The following is a 24,556-nucleotide window of genomic DNA, read 5'->3' on the forward strand; positions in this document are numbered from 1 at the left end:
CCCGCGGATTGGGCGTTGCCGTTTGGTGAGTTAACGTTTTGATTTAAAACGATAAGAATTTTCACGCGAACGTGTATTCCGTCCTCTCCCAAAAACGGTTACGCGGCGTATCGAAACAGAGTTTTAAAAAATTGCAAGCCTTGGCTTGCGAAATTTGACCAATCGGTTTGACTTTTCCCGTCCTGCCGCCTTAGCGTTTGGCATTCGTTTAGATTTGCCGCGAAGGGGAGTGCACGCGTGCTGGATCAGCCAATTGCCCAGATCAGAAAACTGCGTGTCGAGTTTCAGACCAAGGACGGCCCCGTCGTGGGAGTCGAGGATGTCTCGTTCGAGGTCAACCCGGGCGAAACCGTATGTATCGTTGGGGAATCAGGATCGGGAAAGTCGGTCTCTTCGCTGTCGCTGATGCGGCTGGTGGAGTTCGGCGGCGGTGAGATCGCGGGCGGCCAGTTGCTGTTCGACCGGCGTGACGGGGATGAGTTGAATCTGGCAGGTGCCGACCAGGATCTGATGAAACAGATTCGCGGCAATGAGATCGGGATGATCTTTCAGGAGCCGATGACGGCGCTGAATCCGGTGTTCACCGTTGGCCGTCAACTGACCGAAGGGCTGCGTATCCACAAGAACATGTCCAAGACGCAGGCCGAGGAACGGGCACTGGAGCTGCTGCGCCAGGTTCGAATCCCCGAACCCGAACGCCGCCTGAAGCAGTATCCGCACGAACTCTCCGGCGGGATGCGCCAGCGTGTTGTCATCGCAATGGCCATGGCCTGCGAACCGCGCCTGCTGATCGCGGATGAACCCACAACCGCGCTGGACGTGACCATTCAGGCCGAGATCCTGGCTCTGATGGACCGGCTCAAGCGAGAAACCGGCACGGCGGTGATGTTCATCACTCATGACATGGCAGTGGTGGCCCAGATGGCCGACCGCGTTGTGGTCATGTTCCGGGGCAACAAGGTCGAAGAGGGCACGGTCAACGAAATCTTCGAGAACCCGCAGCATGATTATACCAAGGCTCTGCTGGCGGCGGTTCCGAAGCTGGGCGAAATGCGGGGCAAAGCCGCGCCCGAACCGATGAAACTGCTGGGTGTCGAAGGCCAGAACATCGCGCCCATTCCCGGCACCGAAGAGGTCTTGCTGACGGTCAATAATCTGACCACGCGATTCCCCGTCAAAGGTGGTCTGCTGCGGCGGACGATTTCCAACGTTCACGCGGTCGAGGATGTCTCGTTCACCATCAATCGGGGTCAAACGCTCAGCCTCGTAGGGGAGTCAGGCTGCGGAAAGTCCTCAGCCGGGCGGTCGATCCTGCGGCTGGTCGAGCCGATGGCAGGTGAGGTCAATCTGGACGGTGTCGATATCATGAGTCTGGACCCGGCGGGTCTGCGTAAGGCGCGGCTGGACATGCAGATGATCTTTCAGGATCCGTTTGCCTCGCTGAATCCGCAAATGCAGCTGGTTGATCAGGTGGCGGAACCGATGCGCAACTATGGTGTTGCTTCTGGTTCTGAGCTGCAGGATCGGGTCGCGCAACTGTTCGACAAGGTGCAATTGCCGCGCAGCTTCATGCGCCGCTTCCCGCACGAGATGTCGGGTGGTCAGCGGCAACGGATTGCGATTGCCCGCGCGCTGGCGTTGAACCCCAAGCTGATTGTGGCGGACGAGGCGGTCTCTGCCCTGGATGTTTCGGTGCAAGCACAGGTTCTGAACCTGATGATGGAGCTGCAATCGGAACTGAACCTCAGCTACCTGTTCATCAGCCATGATATGGCCGTGGTCGAGCGGGTCAGCCACCATGTCGGCGTGATGTATCTGGGCCGGATCGTTGAACTCGGACCGCGCGCACGGGTGTTTGAGAATCCACAGCACCCGTATACGCAGGCTTTGATGAAGGCGGTTCCGATTGCTGATCCGAACCAGAGAAAGTCGGAAAAGGATCTGAACTTCAAGCCGATCCCATCGCCGATTCATCCAATCGGCTATGCGCCGGAACCCTCGAACTATAACGAGGTTGAGCCGGGACATTTCGTCCTGACGACCGACAGCGGATACTGAGCTTTATGTCACATCGTCTGACCCCGCTTGAGATCATGACCAAGCTGATCTCTTTCCCAACGGTAAGTCGCGAAACCAATCTGCCATTGGTTGACTGGGTTGAGGGATATCTGAACAGCCATGGGATCGACTCTCATCGCTGGCCGGATCCGGAGCAGCCCCATAAGGCGGCTTTGTTCGCGCATGTCGGCCCGTGGGAAGACGGCGCAGTCGTTTTGTCAGGTCACACGGATGTTGTGCCTGTCGATGGCCAGCCGTGGGATACCGATCCATTCGCCGTCACCGAGAAAGACGGCAAGTATTTCGGGCGCGGCACTTGCGATATGAAAGGTTTCGACGCTTTGGCCATCTGGGCGCTGGTCGAGGCGCATCACGCCGATGTCAAACGCCCCCTGCAGCTGGCGCTGAGCTTTGACGAAGAGGTTGGATGTACCGGCGCACCACCGATGATCGAGGCGATGCAGGCGACGCTGCCCAAAGGCTCGGCAGTGATCGTGGGGGAACCATCTGTGATGCAGGCAGTCACCGGCCATAAAGGTGGCTTCGGCTTTGACACCCATATGATTGGATTCGAGGTTCACAGCTCGATCATGCATACGGGCGTCAACGCGATCATGGAGGCCGCGCCGCTGATCGACTGGGCCAACGAGCGCAATGCCGAGAGCAGGGCAGCACAGCCCTCGGACATAGCCGCCGTGTTCGATCCGCCGTGGACAACCTGTCATGTGGGTATGATCGAAGGCGGCACTGCGCATAACATCACGGCTAAAGACTGCCGCTTCATGATGGATTTCCGCACCGTTCCGGACGAGAAAAAAGCGATCTGGCAAAAGGCCTATTTCGATAAAGTCCGAGAGATCGAGGCGCGGATGCAGGCAGTTCATCCCGAAGCGAGGATTGAACTGTCCGAGCATTTCTCGATCCCCGGTCTTGTGCCCGAAGAAGATGGCGAGGCCGAGGCGCTGGTACGCTCGCTCACCGGTGACAACGCATCACATGTGGTCAGCTATGGCACTGAGGCTGGGCAATTTCAGGAAGCGGGCTATTCCGCTGTCATCTGTGGCCCCGGCGATATTGCGCAGGCCCATCAGCCAAATGAGTTCATTACGATTTCTCAATTCAACGCAGGCCAAAAATTTATGGAACGTTTGGTAGAACGGCTCTGCGAATAGCCCTCGAAGGGGAGGTTAAAGATGCCCGTCAAGAATCGGCTCGCCGAAATGCATGGCGAGATCACCAAATGGCGACGTCACCTGCATATGCATCCCGAGCTGATGTATGATGTTGAAGAAACAGCAGGGTTTGTGGTCGATCGTCTGAAGGAGTTCGGCGTTGATGAGATCACGCCGGGGATCGGCAAGACCGGAGTGGTTGCCGTCATCAAAGGGCGTCAGGATACGCAGGGCCGGGTGATCGGGCTGCGCGCTGACATGGATGCTCTGCCGATCGAAGAGGCGACGGGTCTGGATTATGCCTCGACCGTATCGGGCAAGATGCATGCCTGTGGTCATGACGGTCATACCTCGATGCTGTTGGGCGCGGCTCAGTATTTAGCCGAGACGCGGAACTTTGACGGCACCGTTGTGTTGATTTTCCAGCCTGCCGAAGAAGGTGGTGCAGGTGGTTTGGCCATGTGTCAGGACGGGCTGATGGACCGTTGGGGCATTCAGGAAGTCTATGGTATGCACAACATGCCGGGGATGCCGGTTGGTGAGTTTGCCATTCGGCCGGGCGCATTGCTGGCTTCTTCGGATGAGTTCGAAATTGTTGTGACGGGCAAGGGTGGTCATGCCGCCGCCCCGCATGAAGCGGTGGATACAACGCTCGTGGCATCTCATATTGTTGTGGCCTTGCAATCGGTTGTGGCGCGTACTGTGGATCCGATCAAACGGGTGGTGCTGACGGTCGGGACCTTTGAAACCGATAGTGTGGCCTCGAATGTGATTGCCCATACGGTGCGGTTGCGGGGAACCGTTCGCACGCTTGATCCCGAATACCGAAAGATCGCCGAAGATCGCGTGCGCCGGATCGCGGAAGACACGGCCTCGGCCTTCGACGCGTCTGCCGAAATGACGTGGACGCCGGGCTATCCGGTGACTGTAAACTCCGAGGTCGAGACCGGATATGCGGCTGAGGCGGCCGAGGCGGTGTCGGGCAAGGTCAATGACAGCACCGATCCGATCATGCCGTCAGAAGATTTCGCCTACATGCTTGAAGAACGGCCCGGAGCCTACATCTTTATCGGAAACGGGGACACGGCGATGTGCCACCACCCGGAATACAATTTCGACGACGACGCCATCCCCGCCGGCTGCAGCTGGTTTGCTGAACTGGTGGAACGACGATTGCCCGTCGCCTGATTTGGGAGGATCAGATGCCAATCAAGAACCGACTTGCCGAAATGCACGCAGAGATCACCGGTTGGCGGCGGGATATCCATCAACATCCCGAGATCCTCTATGACACCCACCGCACCAGCGCCTTGGTGGCCGAAAAGCTGAAAGAGTTCGGTTGCGATGAGGTCGTGACCGGCGTTGGCCGGACCGGTGTTGTTGGCGTGATCAAGGGTAAAACCGACACGCAGGGCCGCGTGATCGGGCTGCGCGCCGATATGGACGCGCTACCAATGCAGGAGCAGACGGGCCTCGATTATGCCTCGAAAACTAAAGGGGCCATGCATGCCTGTGGCCATGACGGGCATACGGCGATGGTGTTGGGGGCGGCGAAATACTTGTCTGAGACGCGGAACTTTGATGGCACAGCCATCGTGATCTTCCAACCGGCGGAAGAGGGCGGCAACGGGGCCGAAGCAATGTGCAAGGACGGCCTGATGGATCGGTTCGGCATTCAGGAAGTCTATGCCATGCACAATGTGCCCGGTGTGCCGACGGGTCAGTTCGCCATCCGGTCCGGACCACTGCTGGCGGCTGCGGATGAGTTCGACATTCATCTGGAAGGCCGTGGCGGCCACGCGGCCAAACCGCATGAAACCATTGATACGACTGTGATGTTGTCGCAACTGATCGTGGCGCTGCAGACCATCGTGTCGCGCAATGCGGACCCGGTCTTGCAGGCGGTTTTGTCGGTAACTTCGGTCGAGACCTCATCCAAGGCGTTCAACGTGATCCCGCAATCGGCGCAGGTGCGCGGTACAGTGCGGACGCATTCGAATGAAATGCGCGACCTGATCGAGACGCGGCTGACCGAGGTGACTGAAGGCATTGCTGAAACATTCGGTGGCACGGTCAAAGTGTCCTACACGCGTGGTGTTCCGGTGACGATCAATGCCGAAGAACAGACGGGATATGCCACTGACGCCGCCATTTCCGTGGGCGGCAGTTGCGGCGAGGCGCCGATGGTGATGGGGGGCGAGGATTTCTCGTTCATGCTGGATGAACGCCCCGGGGCCTTCATCGTGCTGGGCAATGGCGACAGTGCCGGGCTGCACCACCCCGAATACAATTTCAACGACGAGATCATCCCGATGGGGTGTTCGTGGTTTGCCGAAATGGTCGAGCGCCGGATGCCGGCGGCTTGAATTAGGAGAGAGAAAAGATGCCAGTTAAGAACCGTTTTGCCGAATTGCAGGATGAAATCACCGAATGGCGACGGGATATTCATGAGAACCCCGAGATTCTGTTCGAGACCCACCGCACCAGTGCTTTGGTCGCGGACAAGCTGAAAGAGTTCGGCTGTGACGAGGTCGTCACCGGGATCGGACGCACAGGTGTTGTGGGTGTGATCAAGGGCAAATCCGACTCGAAAGGGAATGTCATTGGTCTGAGGGCTGACATGGACGCATTGCCGATCCATGAGGCGACGGGGCTGGACTATGCCTCGAAAACCGATGGGGCGATGCACGCTTGTGGCCATGATGGGCATACCGCGATGCTGCTCGGTGCGGCGAAATACCTGTCGGAAACGCGCAATTTCGACGGCACTGTCGTGGTGATCTTCCAGCCCGCCGAAGAAGGCGGCGGTGGCGGTCGCGAGATGTGCGAAGACGGCATGATGGAGCGTTGGAACATTCAAGAAGTCTACGGCATGCATAACTGGCCGGGACGTCCGGTGGGCAGTTTTGCGATCCGTCCGGGCTCGTTCTTTGCGGCGACCGATCAGTTCGACATTACCTTTGAAGGCCGTGGTGGTCACGCTGCGAAGCCGCAGGAGACCGTAGACACGACCGTGATGACGGCGCAGGCGGTTCTGGCGTTGCAGACGATTGCCTCGCGCAATGCCGACCCGATTGATCAGGTCGTGGTGTCGGTGACCTCGTTTGAGACCTCGTCCAAGGCGTTCAATGTCATTCCGCAAACGGTCCAGATCAAAGGCACCGTGCGTACGATGAGCAAAGAGATGCGCGATCTGGCAGAGAAGCGGATCAACGAGATCTGCGCAGGAGTGGCGGCGACCTTTGGTGGCACAGCGGTTGTGACCTATATTCGCGGCTATCCGGTGATGGTGAACAGCGATGAGCAGACGGACTTTGCAGCCGAGGTTGCCAAGTCGGTTTCTGGCAGCTGTGATGAGGCACCTCTGGTCATGGGAGGTGAGGATTTTGCCTTCATGCTGGAGGAACGTCCGGGCGCTTATATCCTGGTCGGCAATGGCGATACGGCTATGGTTCACCACCCCGAGTATAACTTCAATGATGAGGCTATTCCGGCGGGATGCAGCTGGTGGGCCGAGATTGTTGAACAGCGGATGCCCGCCGCTTGACGGAGTGAAGCGAGGGGCCAGCCCCTCGCGCTCCCCGAGATATTTTTAGCCAGATGAAGAGGGATCCCGTGCACTCAGGTTGAGTTGGGTGCACAGGGTTTCGATGACGGAATTCAGGGCGTTGGACTGTGTGTTGACGCAGGATTTTGCTGCATCGCGCGCGCTTTGAAGCGCTTGTGGGTCTGAGAGCCAGTGGGCAACAGCTGCTGAGAGTTCGGATGCGGTTTCGACCTGCACTGCACCGCCGGTTTCGATCAGGGGGGCGAAGGTTTCGGCAAAATTGAAGTATCCGGGGCCAGTGAGGACGGCGGCCCCGGCTTGGGCAGGTTCAAAGGGGTTGTGGCCTCCGATCTCTTTCAGAGAGCCGCCGAGGAATACGATGGGGCAGAGCGCATACCAAGTGCCCAATTCACCCAGCGTGTCTGCCATATAGACCTGTGTCTGTGCAGCGATCGACTGGTTTGCACTGCGCTGTGCATGGGGGAGTCCCTCGGTACCGATCAGCTTGCTGACCTCATCTCGACGCTCGGGGTGGCGCGGGATCAGCAGCAGCAGCAAGTCGGGCCAGCGGCTGAGCAGGGCTTTGTGCGCTGCGAGCACGGTTTCTTCTTCGCCTTGGTGAGTGGAACTGGCGATCCAGACCGGGCGGTCGCCGATCTGGTTTTTGATCCAAGACAGGGCCTCAGTATCTACGGGTAGCGGATCGGACATGGCCTTGAGATTGGTGCCGGGCCTTACTTTATCTGGCGACGCGCCCATGGCGATCAGATTGCTGGCGGTCCTGTCGTTCTGGGTCAGGAACAGGTTGAAATGGCTCAGGATGAAGCGTGCAGTTTTGGGTCGTTTGATCCAACCGGCCACAGATTTCTCGGACAATCGGGCATTCAATAAGGCCAGTGGAGTTCCTCGCTTTGCCGTCTCAACGATCAGGCGGGGCCAGATCTCGCTTTCGACGAAGATTGCCGCATCCGGTTTCCAGTGGTTCAGAAACCGGCGCACGGGGCTTTCGCTGTCGAGCGGCGGATATTGATGACGCGTACGCGGGGGCATGCGTTTGGCGATCAGTTCGGCCGAGGTTGGCGTGCCCGAAGTGATGAGGAATTCTGCGTCGGGCAGGCGCGCCGCCAATCGGTTGATCAGGCTGAGGACCGACAAGCTTTCGCCAACGCTGGCGGCGTGAAACCAAATAAGGCGGGTGTTGGGGCAGGGTAGGCTGGCGTGGCCCAGCCGCTCTTGTTGGCGGGTTTCGGGGACGTCGGCAGCCTGCAACTTGGTGCGTACTTTGCGCCAGATCAGTGGTCCGACAAACGAGGTCAGGCCGCAGTACAGGTTGTACAACAGTGTTGGCTGTTCGTCGGGGCCAGGCAAGTCAGCCGCCTGTGTGGCTCATGTGGCGGCTCATCTGGCCATCGACAGCTTGCCGGGAATAGTCGAAATCATGGCCCTTGGGCTTGAGATTGATCGCCGCGCGGATAGCGTCTTCGAGTGGTTTCTCGGTATCGGGGTGGTCGCGTAGTGGTGCGCGCAAGTCAGCCATATCTTCCTGTCCGAGGCACATATACAGTTCACCGGTGCAGGTCAGGCGTACGCGGTTACAGCTTTCGCAGAAATTATGGCTCAGCGGCGTGATGAAGCCGATCTTCTGGCCTGTTTCCTCAAGCCGGACATAGCGGGCCGGGCCGCCAGTGCGTTCGGTCAGATCGGTAACCGAATAGTGGTTCTCGTATTCCTTGCGCACGTCTTTCAGAGACCAGTACTGATCCAGACGATCCTCATTACCGATATCCCCCATGGGCATGACTTCGATCCAGGTCAGATCCATGTCGCGTTCGGCGCACCATTCGGTAATACGGGGCAGTTCAGGCTCGTTGAAGCCTTTTAGCGCCACCGCGTTGATCTTGATCCGCAGCCCTGCCTTTTGGGCGGCATCAATGCCGTTCAAAACTTGCTTCAAGCGCCCCCAGCGGGTGACCTTGGCAAACTTGTCATCGTCCAGCGTATCGAGCGAGATGTTCACACGACGTACACCCGCCGCATAAAGATCATCTGCAAAGCGATGCAGTTGTGAGCCATTGGTGGTCAGCGTCAGTTCTTTCAACGCGCCGCTGTCCAGATGCCGCGTCATGCTGTTGAAGAAAGACATAACATTCCTGCGCACCAATGGTTCCCCCCCGGTGATGCGCAGTTTCTGCACCCCGAGGTTTACGAAGGTCGTGCACATGCGGTCCAGTTCTTCCAGCGTCAGCAGGTCTTTTTTGGGCAGGAACTTCATGTCTTCCGACATGCAGTAGACACAGCGGAAATCACAGCGGTCCGTGACAGAAACGCGGAGATAAGTGATGGCGCGGGCAAATGGATCGATAAGCGGAGCAGTCATGCTGGTATAGGTAAAGCGCGGGTGGCCTACCGGCAAGGGCGATTTGTGTTTTTGGCTGGCACAGATCGGTGCGGCGCTCTAGATGTTTGAGCATGAGATATGCGTTGCTATTGGTTTGTGGCCTTGTCGCGGGCTGTGATGCGGTTCGGTCCACGACCGACCGGGTTTTTGGAGGTGCGCCGACAGAGCCGGAGCCTGCACCCGCCGTTGCTGAACCTGTAGAAGCGGCACCCACCGAGGTGGTTGCCAATGCGGGCTGGGCTGGTGCGAAACGTACCATCGCAGGTTTGGGTGACCCAAACACACCGGGACGCTGGCTGCAGACACCTTTGGTTGAAACCGAGATTAATGGTCGCGTTGTTGTGCCTCGGACAGGTGCGCAGGCCTATGTGACGCTTGTACCCGCGCCCGGGCCTGAGGGGGGCGGCGGACGATTGTCGCTTGAAGCGATGCGCGCCCTGCTGATCCCGTTTGATGAGCTGGTTGAGCTGGATGTTTATTCAGACTGAAGGTATTTCCCGGCCTCTTTGCGGGCGAAAGGTTTCATCGCTGCGCCGTGCTGATCGAGGAAATCTGTCACGCGTTTGGGGTCATGCTTGGAAAGCTCGCGCAGCCACCAGGCTATGGCTTTCTGAATGAACCAGTCCCGGTCAGGCACATATCTCGCGGCCCAGCTCAGCACGCGGTCTCGGCATGCCAGCTCCTCGGGCTTCGGGTGGTTTTGCTTGGTCCAGGGCAAGGTGGCGACCAGCGCCGCGCGCCGGGTCCACATGTGGTCGGACTGGGTCCAGTTTTCAACTTGATCCAGCCGCGAAGGATCGGCAGCGAGCCGCTTTTGCATTGCCATGCAGGCATGGTCCGCTATGGCCCATGCGTCAAAATCGGGTAGCCAGCTTTGTAACAGATCCCATACGACATCATCCGGGCGGATGCGTGCTTGCGTCAGCAGCTTTGCAGCGGCTACGCGGGCCTCGTGTATGTTGGTTTGCCAAAGGGCCGATGCCAGCTCGACCCGTCCGGGCACGTCGAGTTCGCGCCGCCAACCTTTGGTCAGATCATTCAGGATCGGGTTAGCGACGCCAAGATAGGTGCGGTCGGCCTTGTGATAGTCCGCCACCTGTGCCGCCCGCATTGGGTCGCTATGGATTTTGATCTGATCCAGATGAGTCTTTAGCAGAGCGTCGCTCATTCGACAGTCACGGATTTCGCCAGATTGCGCGGCTGATCCACATCCGTCCCCTTGGCGACGGCAGTATGATAAGCGAGCAACTGCGCGGGAACCGAATAGAGGATCGGCGTGAGGCTCGGGTGCACATGCGGCATGCGGATCGTGCTCCAGGCTTCATCTCCGGCTTCGGCGATACCGTCATCGTCGGACACAAGAATGACTTTGCCTTTGCGTGCCATGACCTCTTGCATGTTGGACACGGTTTTGTCGAACACCGTGTCGCGTGGGGCCATGACCACCACCGGCATGTGTTTGTCGATCAGGGCGATGGGTCCATGCTTGAGTTCACCTGACGCATAACCTTCAGCGTGTATGTAACTGATTTCCTTCAATTTCAGCGCACCTTCCATGGCGAGCGGATACATCAGGCCACGCCCCAGAAACAACACATCACGCGCCTCGGACAGGCGTTGGGCTGATTTGCGGATGGCGCTATTTTCGTCCAGTGCGGTATTCAGAACCGAAGGCAGCCCGCGCAGCGCCGCTGCGTGGTCTGCCAGTTCTTCGTCGCTCAGAGTACCACGATCCACCGCGGCTTTGAGCGCCAGCATCAGCAAAATGCTCAGCTGACAGGTAAAGGCCTTTGTCGAGGCCACGCCGATCTCGACACCGGCGTGAATCGGTAGAGTAATATCGCTTTCCCGCGCAATCGAGCTTTCAGGAACGTTGACGACAGAAACGATCTTGTCTGCCTTGCCTTCGCAATACCGCAACGCGGCGAGCGTATCTGCGGTCTCACCCGACTGGCTGACAAACAGCGCCAATGTGCGGTCGGTGATCGGAGGTTCGCGATACCGAAACTCGCTGGCGATATCGACCTCCACGGGCATTTTGGCCAGTTGTTCGAACCAGTACTTGGCGGTCAGGCAGGCATAGAAAGCGGTGCCACAGGCCACCATGGTCAGGCGGTCGAGCTTGGTGAAGTTCAATTCTTCGGGCAGAACCACCTGGTCGCCGCCAGTTGGCAGATACGACCGGATCGCCTCGGCTACCACAACCGGCTGCTCGGCGATTTCCTTGGCCATATAGTGCTTGTGCCCGGCCTTGTCAGCGCGCGACTGATCCACTTTGATTTGGCGCATCTCGCGATTGGCGATCTCACCAGCTTCGTTGCGGATTTCAAGCGATGTGCGGGTTAGCACCGCCCGGTCGCCTTCTTCCAGATAGGTGATGCGATCAGTCAGCGGCGCCAGGGCAATCGCGTCCGAGCCCACATACATCTCACCATCGCCATGCCCGATGGCCAAAGGCGATCCCTTTCGGGCAGCAACAATCAGGTCGTCCTGTCCGTTGAACAGGAAGGCGAGCGCAAATGCGCCCTCAAGCCGATCAATCGTTTTGTAAGCAGCGTCAACCGGGTTCAAACCTTGTGACATGTAGTGCTCGGTCATCAAGGCGACGGTTTCCGTGTCGGTTTCCGTTTGAAAGCCGATGCTGTGTTCGGCCAATTCTGCGCGCAGTTCGCGATAATTCTCGACAATGCCATTATGCACAACAGCGACAGGTCCGGCCTGATGCGGATGCGCGTTGCTGATCGAAGGCGCACCATGCGTAGCCCAGCGGGTATGACCGATGCCGGATTTGCCGGGTAGGGGATCGTGAACCAAAAGGTCGCTTAGATTGACGAGTTTACCTACAGCTCTGCGCCGTCCAAGCGTTCCATCATTGACCGTTGCAATCCCGGCGCTGTCATAGCCGCGATATTCCAGCCGTTTCAGCGCCTCGACCAGAATGGGGGCTGCTTCGTGACTGCCCAGAACACCAACAATTCCACACATAAATCAGGCTCCTTTGTCGCGGCGCGCTTTCTTCGCCCTCAACATATCAAACAATTTACGGGCATAGCCGGGCTTGTTTTCCTGCTTGGCGCGCGCAACGGCCAGTGCGTCCGGTTCGACATCCTTGGTCACCACGGTTCCCGTTGCGGTCATCGCTCCGTCGCCCAGCGACACCGGAGCGATCAGCATCGTGTTTGAGCCGATGAACACATTCTCGCCAATCGTGGTTTTGTGTTTCATCACGCCGTCATAGTTGCAGGTGATCGTACCGGCCCCGATATTTGTTGCCGCCCCGACCGTGGCATCGCCGATATAGCTGAGGTGATTGACCTTCGCGCCCTCGGCGATCTCGGCATTCTTGATCTCGACGAAATTGCCGATGCGGGTGTTTTCGGCCAACTCGGTTCCCGGGCGCAAGCGCGCATATGGGCCAACAGTGGCACCTCGGCTGACGTGGCAGCCCTCCAGATGCGAAAACGCGCGGATCGTGGCACCGCTTTCGACGGTGACACCTGGGCCGAAGACAACATGTGGTTCAATCACGGCATCGCGCCCGATGACGGTATCTGCGGCAAGATATACGGTCTCGGGGGCCATCAGCGTGACGCCAAGATCCAACAGATCGGCCCGCGCCTGCACCTGAAAGATTGCATCCGCCGCCGCCAGGTCGGCACGAGAGTTCACGCCCAGCGTTTGTGCCTCATCGCAGGCGATTGCGGTCACGCGCAAGCCGCGGTCGCCCGCGATTTCTACCACGTCGGTCAGGTAGTATTCGCTTGAAGCATTATCGTTGCCCACCGCATCGATCAACGAAAACAGCGTTGGCGCATCACACGCCATAAGACCCGAGTTACAAAAGGTTATGGTGCGCTCTTCATCTGTCGCGTCCTTGAACTCGACGATCCGCTCTAGCGTATCGCCCTGCATCACCAAACGACCATACCGTGCGGGATCGGCAGCCTCAAAGCCGAGAATGACCAGATCATTCTCAGCCCTCGCAGCGATCATCCGCTCCAGCGTCTCGGGTTGCAGAAAAGGCGTATCACCGAACAACACGACCGCATCACCCTCGAACCCGTCCAACGCATTGCGCGCCTGCGCCACTGCATGTGCGGTTCCAAGCTGTTCTTCCTGCACAGCGATCTGTGCAGTCTCGTCTTCGGCCTTCGCAACCTTCGAGACAGCCTCGGCCCCGTGGCCCGTGACGATCACGGTGTGTTCGGGCGACAGGACGGCTCCGGCGCGCATGGCGTGGATCAGCATCGGTACCTGTGCAATCGGGTGCAGGACTTTGGGAATGTCAGAGTTCATTCTTGTGCCTTTCCCGGCGGCAAGAATGACAAGGGCGGTGGTCATGAAATCGTTTTCTCTTTGTGTTTTGTTGCGCCCCGTTTTATCCGCTGAGGTCAAAGGCGCAAGCGGTTCAGCCATCAAACAAGATTGCCGTTTGCAACATGGGGCGGCGAAAAACCGCTGAGGCAGGAGGCAACATGCGTACGGTGATCTTCGATCTGGACGGGACTTTGGCGGATACCTCCGGTGATCTGCTGGCAGCGGCCAACCACTGTTTCCGGCAGATGGGGCATGGGGATGTGCTGGTTCACGAGCAGGATGCCGGGGTCGCCCTGCGGGGCGGGCGGATGATGCTGACGCATGGGCTCAGGCGCGTCGGAGCCTATGCCGACGATACAGTTCTGGCTTACTATCCGGTCTTGCTTGAAGCTTATGCTGAAGCGATTGACACGCACACCCGGTTCTATCCTGGTGCTTTGGATGCTGTCGAGCGTCTGTCGCAAGCGGGGTATGGCGTAGGTATCTGCACCAACAAGCCCGAGGGTCTCGCAGATCTCTTGCTGACTCGAATGGGCGTGCGGGACAAATTCGCCTCGCTGGTGGGGGCAGACACACTGCCCGTGCGCAAACCCGACCCCGAGCCGCTGCGCGAAGCGGCACGGCGTGCAGGGGGGCATCCGGATCATTGCGTTCTGATCGGCGATTCAGATACGGACCGAAATACCGCACGTGCTGCGGGTGTGCCTTCGGTACTGGTCACATTTGGCCCCTCCGGGGAGGATATGGCCGCGCTGGAGCCCGAAGCGCTGCTGCATCATTTTGATGATTTGCCGAAACTGGTTTCCGATTTGATCGGAGCGGCGGCGTGATCTCTTGACCCTTGATCATTTCGGCCTCAGAACCAATCCATGACCGAGATTTTCACTGGCAGTTTCACCCAACAGGAACCAATCCCCGATGAAGCGATCGAGGCCGCATTGGCCGTGATGCGCCATGGGCGCTTGCATCGCTATAACGTCGCGCCTGATGAATTAAGCGAGACGGCATTGCTGGAACAGGAATTTGCCGCTCAGATGGGGGCGAAATACTGTTTGGCTGTCTCGTCGGGCGGTTACGCTTTGGCCACCGCGCTGCGTGCCATGGGGATCGGGCCGGGTGATCCGGTTTTGACAAACGCGTTTACGCTGGCCCCTGTGCCGGGAGCTATTGCGTCGGTCGGGGCGAAACCAATTTTTGTCGGCGTGACTGAGGCGCTAACCATTGATCTCGATGATCTTGAGGCCAAGCTGGATCAGGCCAGGGTGCTGATGCTCAGCCATATGCGTGGGCATCTGTGCGATATGAATCGGCTGATGCAGATGTGTAGCGCGGCCGGAGTGATTGTGATCGAGGATTGCGCGCATACGATGGGGGCGGCCTGGCGGGGTCAGCTCTCCGGGCGACAAGGGGCAATCGGCTGTTATTCGTGCCAGACCTATAAGCATGTCAACTCGGGCGAGGGCGGGTTGCTGGTTACGGATGACCCGGAGCTGGCTGCAACAGCTACCATGTTGTCCGGGTCATATATGCTCTATGAACGCCATCTGGCCGCGCCAGAACCGGAGGTGTTTGAGCAGATCAAATACACCACCCCCAACGTTTCGGGCCGCATGGACAATCTGCGTGCTGCAATCCTGCGTCCTCAGTTGCGGGCGTTGGATCGCCAGGTTGCACGCTGGAACGAACGGTATGATGAGATCGAGCGTGGGTTGCGCGAAACACCGGGTCTTACGGTTGTCGAGCGTCCTGCAGGGGAAACCTATGTCGGCTCGTCTATCCAGTTTCTGTTGTTGGATTGGACTCCGGAGCGCATTGCCGAAGTCACCCACCGCTGCGCTGCGCGCGGGGTCGAGTTGAAGTGGTTTGGCGGGGCGGAACCCACGGGCTTTACTTCACGCTATGACAGCTGGCGGTATGCGGACAGCTCGCCGATGCCCAAGAGCGACAGGATTTTGGCCGGGATCATGGATATGCGCGTTCCGTTGACGTTCTCGCTGGAGGATTGTCGCCTGATCGCGCGGATCATTCGGGCAGAGGTGGGCGCGGTTTATCAATCGTAATCCAGCGGAGTGCGCTTTCGGCGCACGCTCGGTTCTTTTGTGAAAACGCCGCCCTTGCTGGGCGGCGTTTTGCGTTGATCCGCGCGGCGTCGTTGACCGGACGCGGAATCGCTGCTATCTGTTTATTGAACACTTGTTCATTAACGCTGCTGGAGGAGCCCCGCATGTTTATGGCCACTATGCAATTCGATCTGGGTGAGGATGTGAATGCCCTGCGTGAGATGGTCCACCGCTGGGCGCAGGAACGCGTGAAGCCGATGGCGGCTGAGATTGACGCCTCGAACGCCTTTCCGAATGAGCTGTGGAAAGAGATGGGAGAGCTTGGGCTGCTGGGCGTCACTGTGCCCGAAGAGTATGGCGGGGCGGGGATGTCCTATCTGGCGCATACCATCGCGGTGGAAGAAGTGGCGCGGGCCTCGGCCTCGGTGTCTCTGTCTTACGGGGCGCATTCGAACCTCTGCGTGAATCAGATTAAGCTGAATGGGAATGACGAGCAGAAACAGAAATATCTGCCACGTCTGATCTCGGGCGATCATGTAGGGGCGCTTGCTATGTCTGAGTCCTCAGCCGGGTCGGATGTGGTGTCGATGAAGCTGCGTGCTGAGAAGCGCAACGATCACTACCGACTGAACGGCAACAAATACTGGATCACCAACGGGCCGGATGCGGACACGCTGGTTGTTTATGCCAAGACCGATCCGGAGGCAGGATCCAAGGGGATTACCGCCTTTCTGATCGAGAAAGAGATGAAGGGATTCTCGACCTCGCCCCATTTTGACAAACTGGGGATGCGAGGGTCGAATACGGCAGAGCTGATCTTTGAAGATGTAGAAGTGCCGTTTGAAAACGTGCTGGGCGAAGAGGGCAAAGGCGTCGCGGTTCTGATGTCCGGGCTTGACTACGAGCGCGTCGTTCTGGCCGGAATCGGTACGGGCATAATGGCCGCTTGCCTGGATGAGGTCATGCCTTATCTGGCCGAACGCAAACAGTTTGGTAAGCCTATTGGATCATTCCAGCTGATGCAGGGTAAGATTGCGGATATGTATACCGCAATGAACTCGGCGCGCGCCTATGTCTATGAGGTCGCTAAGGCTTGCGACCGAGGGGATGTGACCCGTCAGGATGCGGCGGCGTGCTGTCTTTATGCCTCGGAGCAGGCGATGGTGCAGGCGCATCAGGCCGTGCAGGCGCTGGGCGGGGCCGGGTTCCTGTCGGATGCGCCGGTCAGTCGGATTTTCCGCGACGCAAAACTGATGGAGATTGGCGCAGGTACCAGCGAAATCCGCCGGATGCTGATCGGTCGCGAAATGATGAACGAGATGCTGTGACGGAAAACCCCGCGATTCAGTGAGCCGCGGGGCTTTTTACGATTGGATCAGAAGCGATGGACGTAGGAAACGCCGATCAGCCAGGGATCAATTTCTGCGGTGCCAATATCGGCTCCGTCAAGTTTGACGTCCGAGTCGATGTCGAACCAGCGCACGTTCAGGCGAATGGCACCTTTTTCGGTGACCATGTAATCCAGACCGGCCTGCAGCGAGACGCCGAAGGAATTGTCCAGGTCCAGATCGCCCAGGGGCGAATCTTCTTCGAAGAAGATGGTGTAGTTCATACCGGCGCCGACATAAGGCTTCCACGCGCTGTTGGTCGGGAAGTGATAGTTCAGCGACAGGGTGGGCGGCAGGTGTTTGACGCTGCCCGCATCGACGCTGCCGCCGAGGGTGACGTCATGCTTATAGGGGGTCGAGGCCAGCAGCTCGATGCCGAGGTTGTCCTGCACGAAATACTCGACAGTGAAGATCGGGCGGGTGTCCGAGTCGACATCGGCGTCAAATCCGGCCAGAGAGCCGTTGTTGGACTTGGGGTCCAGATAGCCGACACCGACACCAACGGTCCAGTCACCCTGGGATTGGGCGAAGGCCGGGGCAGCCAACGCGACAAGTGCGGTAGAAAGGGTCAAAGCGGCGAGTTTCTTTGTCATATTCATGCCTTTGGTTCTGTTGATGCACGTGTTGTGATGACTCCGCGGACGCAGAACTCTGATCTGCATCAAGTTTCTGTGATTCATGAGTCGGCCGATGGGGCGCTAAATCGCTGCAAAACAAAGAGAAATATGCATGTGTCCCGCTGAGATCATACCGGGCCTGCGCTCTGATCAAAGCTGGGAGCTTCCCGCCCAGCTGAACATGGCGCGCCAATGCTTGTCCCAGCCCGCTGACCGGGTCGCCATCCTTGATCTGACTGCATCCGAAAATCGCGCGATCCGTGTCGCTGATCTGCATGAAATGGTAGATGGCATTGCCCGGGTGTTACTAGACCGTGTTCAACCGGGCGAACGGGTGGGCGTGCTGCTTAGCCAGTCGCCCTGGTGCGCCGCAGCGCATCTTGCGATCTGGAAGATCGGTGCGATTTCGGTGCCGCTGTTCAAACTGTTCAAACGCGATGCTTTGGCCTCTCGTGTCGGTGATGCAGGTGTGCGACTTGTCCTGACGGACGCCGAAGGTGCCACGTTGCTGGGCGATCTGGCACAGCCGCTGCTGGCCGATCAGATTGGGCAACAGGGCGAGGCAGTTCTCTTCGCTGATACCGGGCCCGAGGATCCGGCGGTGCTGATCTATACGTCCGGTACCACCGGCAGCCCCAAAGGCGCATTGCACGGGCACCGGGTGCTAACGGGCCACCTGCCGGGCGTCTCGATCAGTCACAACCATCTGCGAGACGGTGATTGTCTGTGGACACCCGCTGACTGGGCCTGGATCGGGGGGCTGTTCGACGTGCTGATGCCAGGGCTTGCGCTAGGAGTTCCTGTGGTAGCTGCACGCTTGGACAAATTCACCCCCGAAGCCTGCGCCGAGGTCATCGCACGAGGCGGGGTGCGCAATGTGTTCTTTCCCCCAACCGCGCTGCGCATGCTGAAGGCTGTGGATCAGAGCGTCCCCGGCTTGCGCTCCGTCGCCTCGGGCGGAGAGCCTTTGGGGGCCGAGATGCTGGCTTGGGGGCAGCGGGCGTTTGGCCTGACGATCAACGAGTTTTATGGCCAGACCGAGTGCAATATGGTCGTGTCTTCTTGCGCCGAGGACTTCCCGGTGCAGCCCGGCTGTATCGGCAAGCCGGTGCCGGGGCATGATGTGGCGGTGATCGACTCTAACGGCAATCCGACGACTGAGGAAGGCGATGTTGCCATCCGGCGCGGCTCGGCCTCGATGCTTCTGGAATACTGGAACCGGCCTGAGGCCACCGCAGAAAAGTTTCGCGACGACTGGCTGATCACCGGAGACCGCGGCAAGTGGGAGGGCAACTATCTGCGCTTCGTGGGCCGCGATGACGACGTGATTACTTCGTCGGGCTACCGCATCGGCCCCGCCGAGATCGAGGATTGTCTGCTGACCCACCCGGCTGTGGCTACAGTGGGCGTGGTCGGCAAACCTGACCCGCTGCGAACCGAGATCGTGAAGGCGTATGTGGTGTTGAAGCCGGGCGTCGAGGCTGCGGAGCAGGAGTTGCAGGATTGGGTCAAGGACCGTCTGGCGCAGTATTCCTATCCGCGTGAGGTCGCGTTTTTGGAGGAGCTGCCGATGACAGTGACGGGGAAGGTGATCCGCAAGGACTTGAAGGCGCGGGCTGCTAATGAGGGGGCGCTACGATGAACAGCCTGTACTTCGCAGCTCTGTTCGTCGTTGCCTGCATTGCAACGCCAGTCAAGAGCTTGGCCGACGAAAAGAATCCCTATGCTTGGACAGAACGTTGCCTGGCGAGCGCTGGTGGTAAACTGGATCGGGCTGGAAAAACGCAAGAGTGTATAGCGGTGATCCTCGGCTATTGCCGGTTCTCCATGGACAGTCATTCTTGCTTTAGCAACTTGGCGACAAATTTCTCAGACCGGTCCAAGGCAGTTGTGGAAGGGCTTCCAGAAAATCTGGATGCTCTGTCTCCTCAAAAACACTTCTATGAAAAGCGATTGGAACTTTTGAATGAAACAAGCGTTGCCAGTCGTTGTGAAACACCAAGCTTTGACACGGAATGCGCTGCACTAGTGTCCTTCGGACGATATTTAGGAGCAGTGTCTTTGGCCAATTGGGTAGAACAGAGGGAGGAGAGCCAGTGAAGCTCACTAGTAAGGCAATAACAACCTCTGCGGAGTTCCAGAACAACCGCACCTCCCATCTCGGGGCACTGTCACAAATCTCCGTCGCCGCCGAAGCAGCGCGCATGGGCGGCGGTGAGAAATCCCGCGCGCGGCATGAATCTCGGGGCAAGATGCTGCCTCGGCGTAGGGTGGCGAACCTGCTCGATCCGGGGTCTCCGTTCCTCGAAATCGGCGCGACGGCGGCGCATGGGATGTATGGCGATGCTGCGCCCTCTGCCGGTGTGATTGCCGGGATTGGTCGGGTACAGGGGCGTGAGGTCATGGTGGTGTGTAACGACGCCACCGTGAAGGGCGGCACGTATTACCCGATGACCGTCAAAAAACACCTCCGCGCGCAGGAGATTGCCGAGGAAAACCATCTGCCTTGCATCTATCTGGTCGATAGCGGCGGCGCGAACCTGCCCAATCAGGACGAGGTTTTTCCCGACCGCGACCATTTTGGCCGCATCTTCTACAATCAAGCGCGGATGAGCGCGAAGGGCATCCCTCAGATCGCCGTGGTGATGGGATCCTGTACGGCGGGCGGGGCCTATGTACCCGCGATGTCGGATGTGACGATCATCGTGAAAGAGCAAGGCACGATCTTTCTGGCCGGCCCGCCTCTGGTCAAGGCCGCAACCGGAGAAGTTGTCAGCGCCGAGGATCTGGGCGGAGGTGACGTCCACACCCGCCTGTCCGGGGTGGCGGATTATCTGGCCGAGGATGACGCCCACGCGCTGGCCTTGGCCCGCCGTGCGGTCGGGTCGCTGAACCTGCGCAAGCCACAGACGGTGGATTGGGCCAGCCCCGAGGACCCGGCCTATGACCCCGAGGAAATCCTTGGCGTCGTCCCCGCCGATCTGCGCACGCCCTATGACATCCGTGAAGTGATTGCGCGTCTGGTTGATGGCTCTCGGTTCGATGAATTCAAGCCGCGCTTTGGCGAGACGCTTGTCACGGGCTTTGCCCATGTCAAAGGCTGTCCAGTCGGAATCATCGCCAACAACGGCGTGCTGTTTTCCGAGGCCGCGCAGAAGGGCGCGCATTTTGTTGAGCTGTGCTCGCAGCGTCGCATACCGCTGGTATTCCTGCAAAACATCACCGGCTTTATGGTCGGCCGCAAATACGAAAACGAAGGTATCGCGCGGCATGGGGCCAAGATGGTGACGGCGGTGGCGACGACCTCGGTTCCCAAGATCACGATGCTTGTCGGTGGTTCATTCGGGGCCGGGAATTACGGAATGGCAGGTCGCGCCTATCAGCCGCGGTTCCTGTGGACCTGGCCGAATTCTCGGATATCGGTGATGGGCGGCGAGCAGGCGGCGGGCGTTCTGGCCACCGTCAAACGCGACGGGATCGAGCGGCAGGGCGGTACTTGGTCAGCCGAGGAAGAGGCCGAGTTCAAACGCCCGACGCTGGATATGTTCGAGGAGCAGTCGCATCCGCTCTATGCCTCGGCCCGTCTCTGGGACGATGGCATTATCGACCCCCGTAAATCGCGCGACGTGCTGGCCCTGTCACTCAACGCCGCGCTTAACGCCCCGATCGAGGAGACACGTTTCGGCGTGTTCAGGATGTAAGATGAGCGTTTCATTGAATGATGTCATGGTCCGCTATCCAGGCGCGCAAACCTTCAAGTTTGGAGACAGCGCAACGCTGAGTGCAGAGTTGTTGTCGTTGGTGCGTTCAGGTCGGAAAACGGCAACCTGTGGTGCTTTGCGCGACTACCCAGAGGGCAGCGCTGACACTCCGGTCGTTGGGCGACGGGATATTGCATTGGAATGGGATGATCGTCCGGCTTTGGTGATCGAAACGGTCGAGGTGTCGACCTGTCGATACTGCGATGTGACCGAAGATTTCGCATTGGCGGAGGGTGAAAACGAAACGCTTGAGGGATGGCGCGAAGATCACCGCCGGTATTTTGAGCGCAATGGCGGGTTCGATCCTGAGATGGAATTGCTGTGCGAACGGTTCCGCCTTGTCGAAGATCTGGCGGCTGAGGGGTAAGCTATGTTCAACAAAATCCTGATTGCCAACCGGGGCGAGATTGCTTGTCGTGTGATGGAAACCGCTCAGAAGATGGGCGTATCCTGCGTGGCTGTTTATTCCGATGCGGACGCTTCGGCCAAGCATGTGCAGATGGCGGATGAGGCTGTACATATCGGCGGCGCGGCTCCGGCTGAGAGTTATCTAAAGGGCGATCTGATCATTCAGGTGGCGCTCGATACGGGGGCCCAAGCGATCCATCCGGGTTATGGCTTTCTGTCCGAGAATCCTGACTTTGTGGACGCTGTTGAGGCAGCCGGTCTGACCTTCATCGGGCCATCGGCAGGCGCGATCCGCAAGATGGGCTTGAAGGATGCGGCCAAGGTACTGATGGAGGAAGCGGGGGTACCTGTGGTGCCCGGTTATCATGGCGACAATCAGGACCCCGAACATCTGGCCGGGGCGGCGGCTACCATTGGTTATCCCGTCCTGATCAAGGCCGTTGCAGGTGGCGGCGGCAAGGGGATGCGGCTGGTCGAGAAGCCCGAGGAGTTCTCGGCTGCTTTGGACAGCGCGCGTGGTGAGGCGAAGACGGCGTTCGGTAATGATGCTGTGTTGGTCGAGAAATTTGTCGCCAAGCCCCGCCATATCGAAGTGCAGGTGTTCGGCGACGGCACCCATGCAGTACATTTGTTTGAACGCGATTGTTCGTTGCAGCGGCGGCATCAGAAGGTGATCGAAGAGGCCCCGGCCCCCGGCATGACCGTTGAGATGCGCGAGGCGATGGGGCAGGCGGGCGTGCGTGCGGCTGAGGCAATTGGCTATAAGGGCGCGGGCACGGTCGAGTTCATCGTCGATGCCTCGGACGGGCTGCGGCCTGATCGGTTCTGGTTCATGGAGATGAACACGCGCCTGCAGGTGGAACATCCGGTGACTGAGGCGATCACCGGCATTGATCTGGTCGAGTGGCAGTTGCGCGTGGCGGCGGGGGAGAGCCTGCCAAAGCGGCAGGATGATCTGTCGATCAATGGTCATGCGTTTGAGGCACGGCTTTATGCCGAGGACGTGCCTAAGGGCTTTCTGCCGGCGACAGGCACTCTGACCCATCTGCGCTTCCCGGCAGGCTGCCGCGCCGATAGTGGCGTGCGGGCCGGGGATACGATCAGCCCCTGGTACGATCCGATGATTGCCAAGGTCGTGGTGCATGGCCCGACCCGCGCGGTTGCTTTGGAAAGCCTGCATCGCGTCCTGCGCCGGACCGAGGTTGCCGGAACAGTGACCAACCTTGCATTTCTTGGTGCTCTGACGCGTCATAATGGGTTTGCATCTGGTGACGTGGATACGGGTCTCATCGGTAGAGACCTTGATGAACTGGTGAAAGAAGCCGGCACGAATAACGTTTCGACAGTAGCTGCCGCGATGACGGCGCTTGGTCTGGTCGAGACGGATCCAGAGACGGGCTTTACCCTGTGGGGGCCACTGCATCGAGCGGTGCAGTTGTTGCGGAATGGAGAGGTTGTTGATCTGGATGTGCAGGTCGAAAGTCAGGACCGGCAGATTTGGCAGGTCGAGGGCGCACAGCTGATCGCGCAGCGCCGAAATGGCTGGGTCCTTGATGGCGCACCCATGCCCAAGGTCGCTGTTGCCGGGTCCCAGATCACCGTATTCGACGACTACGGGCAGGTGTTCGAGATTGTTGACCCTCTGGACCGCGATGCAAGTGCCGCGGGCGATACAAATGTAATCGAGGCGCCGATGCCCGGTCTGGTCAAGGCGGTGTTTGCCTCTGCAGGGCAGGCGGTGAAGGAAGGCGATCGTCTGGCGATTCTGGAAGCCATGAAGATGGAACATTCTCTGTTGGCTGCTCGAGATGGGGTGGTGGCCGAGGTGCTGGCCGAGGCGGGTGCACAGGTCGAGGCCGGTGCGGCACTGGTTCGGTTGGCCGAGGATTGATCTGTTCGGCCCGTGCATTGCGTGGCACAGTCGGGTCACATCCTACTTTGAAACAAGAATAAGCCGGGGAGGGACGTGCTGATGAAGGAACGGGTCGAGATTTTCGAGGTCGGGCCGAGGGATGGGCTTCAGAACGAGAGGCGCGAGATCCCGGTGGCCGAGAAGGTGGCTCTGGTCGATTGCCTCAGCCGTGCCGGGTTTAACCGGATTGAAGTTGCAAGCTTTGTCTCACCGAAATGGGTGCCACAGATGGCGGGCAGCGGTGCGGTTCTGGCCGGGATCACGCGGGCCGAGGGCGTACGCTATGCGGCGCTGACGCCGAATATGCGTGGATATGAGGATGCTTTGGCAGCCAAGGCAGATGAGATTGCGGTGTTTGCATCGGCGTCCGAAGGGTTCTCGAAAGCCAACATCAATGCGACCATTGCTGAGTCCATCGAACGCTTCGCCCCGATCCTTGAGGCTGCACGCCACATCGATCTGCCGGTTCGAGGGTATGTTTCTTGCGTGACCGATTGCCCGTATGACGGCCCAACCCCGCCCGAGAAGGTGGCCGAGGTGGCAGACGCCTTGTTTGCCCACGGCTGCTACGAGATTTCGCTGGGCGATACGATTGGACAGGGGACACCGGACAAGATCGCGCATATGCTGCTGGCAGTTCGTGAGCGGGTACCAGTGACCCGGCTTGCGGGTCATTTCCACGACACCAACGGGCGTGCGATCGATAATATCGACGCCTCGCTGGCGCTGGGCGTGCGGGTGTTTGATTCCGCCGTGGGCGGGTTGGGGGGGTGCCCTTACGCGCCCGGAGCGGCAGGCAATGTTGCGACTGAAGCGGTGGCTGCGCATCTGGAACGGCTGGGATATGAGACGGGTCTGGATGCGTCTGTTCTGGAACAGGCGGCGGACATGGCGCGGGCAATGCGGACGGAATAAGAT

The 24,556-nt window shown here is 59.0% G+C and carries 21 protein-coding genes; 15 read left to right on the forward strand and 6 right to left on the reverse strand.

Features of this window, described 5'->3' with window-relative positions; all coding sequences use genetic code 11:
* Nucleotides 1-237 precede the first annotated feature (237 nt).
* Genes ACR0IV_RS01425 through ACR0IV_RS01445 form a run of 5 tightly spaced genes read left to right on the forward strand, consistent with a single transcriptional unit; the run spans nt 238 to nt 6,777 of the window.
* Entirely contained in the window at nt 238-2,058 is a 1,821-nt protein-coding gene (locus tag ACR0IV_RS01425; protein WP_480658255.1) for an ABC transporter ATP-binding protein, read from the forward strand.
* Between the two features lie 5 nt (nt 2,059-2,063).
* The gene (argE, locus tag ACR0IV_RS01430) at nt 2,064-3,230 is read left to right on the forward strand and encodes an acetylornithine deacetylase (RefSeq protein ID WP_480658253.1); all 1,167 of its coding nucleotides are present in this window, start codon (nt 2,064-2,066) and stop codon (nt 3,228-3,230) included.
* A 21-nt stretch (nt 3,231-3,251) separates the two neighbouring features.
* A complete protein-coding gene (locus tag ACR0IV_RS01435; protein WP_480658252.1) occupies nt 3,252-4,418 on the forward strand; it encodes a M20 aminoacylase family protein in 1,167 nt (388 codons plus the stop codon).
* A gap of 14 nt (nt 4,419-4,432) precedes the next feature.
* Nucleotides 4,433-5,596: a M20 aminoacylase family protein gene (locus tag ACR0IV_RS01440; protein WP_480658250.1), complete on the forward strand. Its 1,164-nt coding sequence runs from the start codon at nt 4,433-4,435 to the stop codon at nt 5,594-5,596.
* Nucleotides 5,597-5,613: 17 nt separating this feature from the next.
* A complete protein-coding gene (locus ACR0IV_RS01445) occupies nt 5,614-6,777 on the forward strand; it encodes a M20 aminoacylase family protein (protein WP_480658248.1) in 1,164 nt (387 codons plus the stop codon).
* A 45-nt stretch (nt 6,778-6,822) separates the two neighbouring features.
* On the opposite strand, the gene ACR0IV_RS01450 is transcribed toward ACR0IV_RS01445, so the two are convergent.
* Nucleotides 6,823-8,145, reverse strand: coding sequence for a 3-deoxy-D-manno-octulosonic acid transferase (locus ACR0IV_RS01450; RefSeq protein ID WP_480658246.1), 1,323 nt, complete (start codon nt 8,143-8,145; stop codon nt 6,823-6,825).
* A 1-nt stretch (nt 8,146) separates the two neighbouring features.
* Nucleotides 8,147-9,154, reverse strand: a complete 1,008-nt coding sequence (gene moaA / locus ACR0IV_RS01455; RefSeq protein WP_480658244.1) for a GTP 3',8-cyclase MoaA — start codon at nt 9,152-9,154, stop codon at nt 8,147-8,149.
* 92 nt (nt 9,155-9,246) lie between these two features.
* Here moaA and ACR0IV_RS01460 point away from each other — a divergent pair, with 92 nt between their 5' ends.
* A complete protein-coding gene (locus ACR0IV_RS01460; protein ID WP_480470323.1) occupies nt 9,247-9,663 on the forward strand; it encodes a hypothetical protein in 417 nt (138 codons plus the stop codon).
* On the opposite strand, the gene ACR0IV_RS01465 is transcribed toward ACR0IV_RS01460, so the two are convergent.
* The 3 genes from ACR0IV_RS01465 to glmU are packed head-to-tail and all read right to left on the reverse strand — an operon-like array spanning nt 9,651 to nt 13,516.
* A complete protein-coding gene (locus tag ACR0IV_RS01465; RefSeq protein WP_480470322.1) occupies nt 9,651-10,343 on the reverse strand; it encodes a DNA alkylation repair protein in 693 nt (230 codons plus the stop codon). The two genes, ACR0IV_RS01460 and ACR0IV_RS01465, sit on opposite strands and share 13 nt — an antisense overlap.
* Entirely contained in the window at nt 10,340-12,160 is a 1,821-nt protein-coding gene (glmS, locus tag ACR0IV_RS01470) for a glutamine--fructose-6-phosphate transaminase (isomerizing) (protein WP_480658241.1), read from the reverse strand. The genes ACR0IV_RS01465 and glmS overlap by 4 nt, the downstream gene beginning before the upstream one ends.
* Nucleotides 12,161-12,163: 3 nt before the next feature.
* Nucleotides 12,164-13,516, reverse strand: coding sequence for a bifunctional UDP-N-acetylglucosamine diphosphorylase/glucosamine-1-phosphate N-acetyltransferase GlmU (gene glmU / locus ACR0IV_RS01475; protein WP_480470320.1), 1,353 nt, complete (start codon nt 13,514-13,516; stop codon nt 12,164-12,166).
* A gap of 134 nt (nt 13,517-13,650) precedes the next feature.
* Here glmU and ACR0IV_RS01480 point away from each other — a divergent pair, with 134 nt between their 5' ends.
* The 3 genes from ACR0IV_RS01480 (at nt 13,651) to ACR0IV_RS01490 (ending at nt 16,880) form a co-directional block, all read left to right on the forward strand.
* Nucleotides 13,651-14,322, forward strand: a complete 672-nt coding sequence (locus ACR0IV_RS01480; protein ID WP_480658239.1) for an HAD-IA family hydrolase — start codon at nt 13,651-13,653, stop codon at nt 14,320-14,322.
* A gap of 39 nt (nt 14,323-14,361) precedes the next feature.
* Nucleotides 14,362-15,552: a DegT/DnrJ/EryC1/StrS family aminotransferase gene (locus tag ACR0IV_RS01485; protein WP_480658237.1), complete on the forward strand. Its 1,191-nt coding sequence runs from the start codon at nt 14,362-14,364 to the stop codon at nt 15,550-15,552.
* A 164-nt stretch (nt 15,553-15,716) separates the two neighbouring features.
* Nucleotides 15,717-16,880, forward strand: a complete 1,164-nt coding sequence (locus tag ACR0IV_RS01490; RefSeq protein WP_480470317.1) for an isovaleryl-CoA dehydrogenase — start codon at nt 15,717-15,719, stop codon at nt 16,878-16,880.
* A 47-nt stretch (nt 16,881-16,927) separates the two neighbouring features.
* Here ACR0IV_RS01490 and ACR0IV_RS01495 read toward each other — a convergent pair whose 3' ends face one another.
* The gene (locus ACR0IV_RS01495) at nt 16,928-17,533 is read right to left on the reverse strand and encodes an OmpW/AlkL family protein (protein WP_480658235.1); all 606 of its coding nucleotides are present in this window, start codon (nt 17,531-17,533) and stop codon (nt 16,928-16,930) included.
* Between the two features lie 136 nt (nt 17,534-17,669).
* Between ACR0IV_RS01495 and ACR0IV_RS01500 the strand changes: the two genes are divergently transcribed.
* The 6 genes from ACR0IV_RS01500 to ACR0IV_RS01525 all read left to right on the forward strand — a co-directional run bounded on the left by ACR0IV_RS01500 (nt 17,670) and on the right by ACR0IV_RS01525 (nt 24,553).
* Entirely contained in the window at nt 17,670-19,199 is a 1,530-nt protein-coding gene (locus ACR0IV_RS01500; RefSeq protein WP_480658233.1) for an AMP-binding protein, read from the forward strand.
* Nucleotides 19,196-19,657 (forward strand): hypothetical protein, encoded by a 462-nt coding sequence (locus tag ACR0IV_RS01505; protein WP_480470314.1) that lies wholly within the window; start codon nt 19,196-19,198, stop codon nt 19,655-19,657. Before ACR0IV_RS01500 ends, ACR0IV_RS01505 begins: the two co-directional genes overlap by 4 nt.
* Nucleotides 19,654-21,258: a carboxyl transferase domain-containing protein gene (locus ACR0IV_RS01510; RefSeq protein WP_480658231.1), complete on the forward strand. Its 1,605-nt coding sequence runs from the start codon at nt 19,654-19,656 to the stop codon at nt 21,256-21,258. The genes ACR0IV_RS01505 and ACR0IV_RS01510 overlap by 4 nt, the downstream gene beginning before the upstream one ends.
* A gap of 1 nt (nt 21,259) precedes the next feature.
* A complete protein-coding gene (locus tag ACR0IV_RS01515; protein ID WP_480470312.1) occupies nt 21,260-21,685 on the forward strand; it encodes an ASCH domain-containing protein in 426 nt (141 codons plus the stop codon).
* Between the two features lie 3 nt (nt 21,686-21,688).
* Nucleotides 21,689-23,617 (forward strand): acetyl/propionyl/methylcrotonyl-CoA carboxylase subunit alpha, encoded by a 1,929-nt coding sequence (locus ACR0IV_RS01520; protein WP_480658229.1) that lies wholly within the window; start codon nt 21,689-21,691, stop codon nt 23,615-23,617.
* A gap of 81 nt (nt 23,618-23,698) precedes the next feature.
* Nucleotides 23,699-24,553 carry a hydroxymethylglutaryl-CoA lyase gene (locus ACR0IV_RS01525; protein ID WP_480658227.1) on the forward strand — a complete coding sequence of 285 codons (855 nt, stop codon included), beginning with the start codon at nt 23,699-23,701 and terminating at the stop codon, nt 24,551-24,553.
* Nucleotides 24,554-24,556 lie beyond the last annotated feature (3 nt).

The organism is Ruegeria sp. C2 (assembly GCF_056537765.1).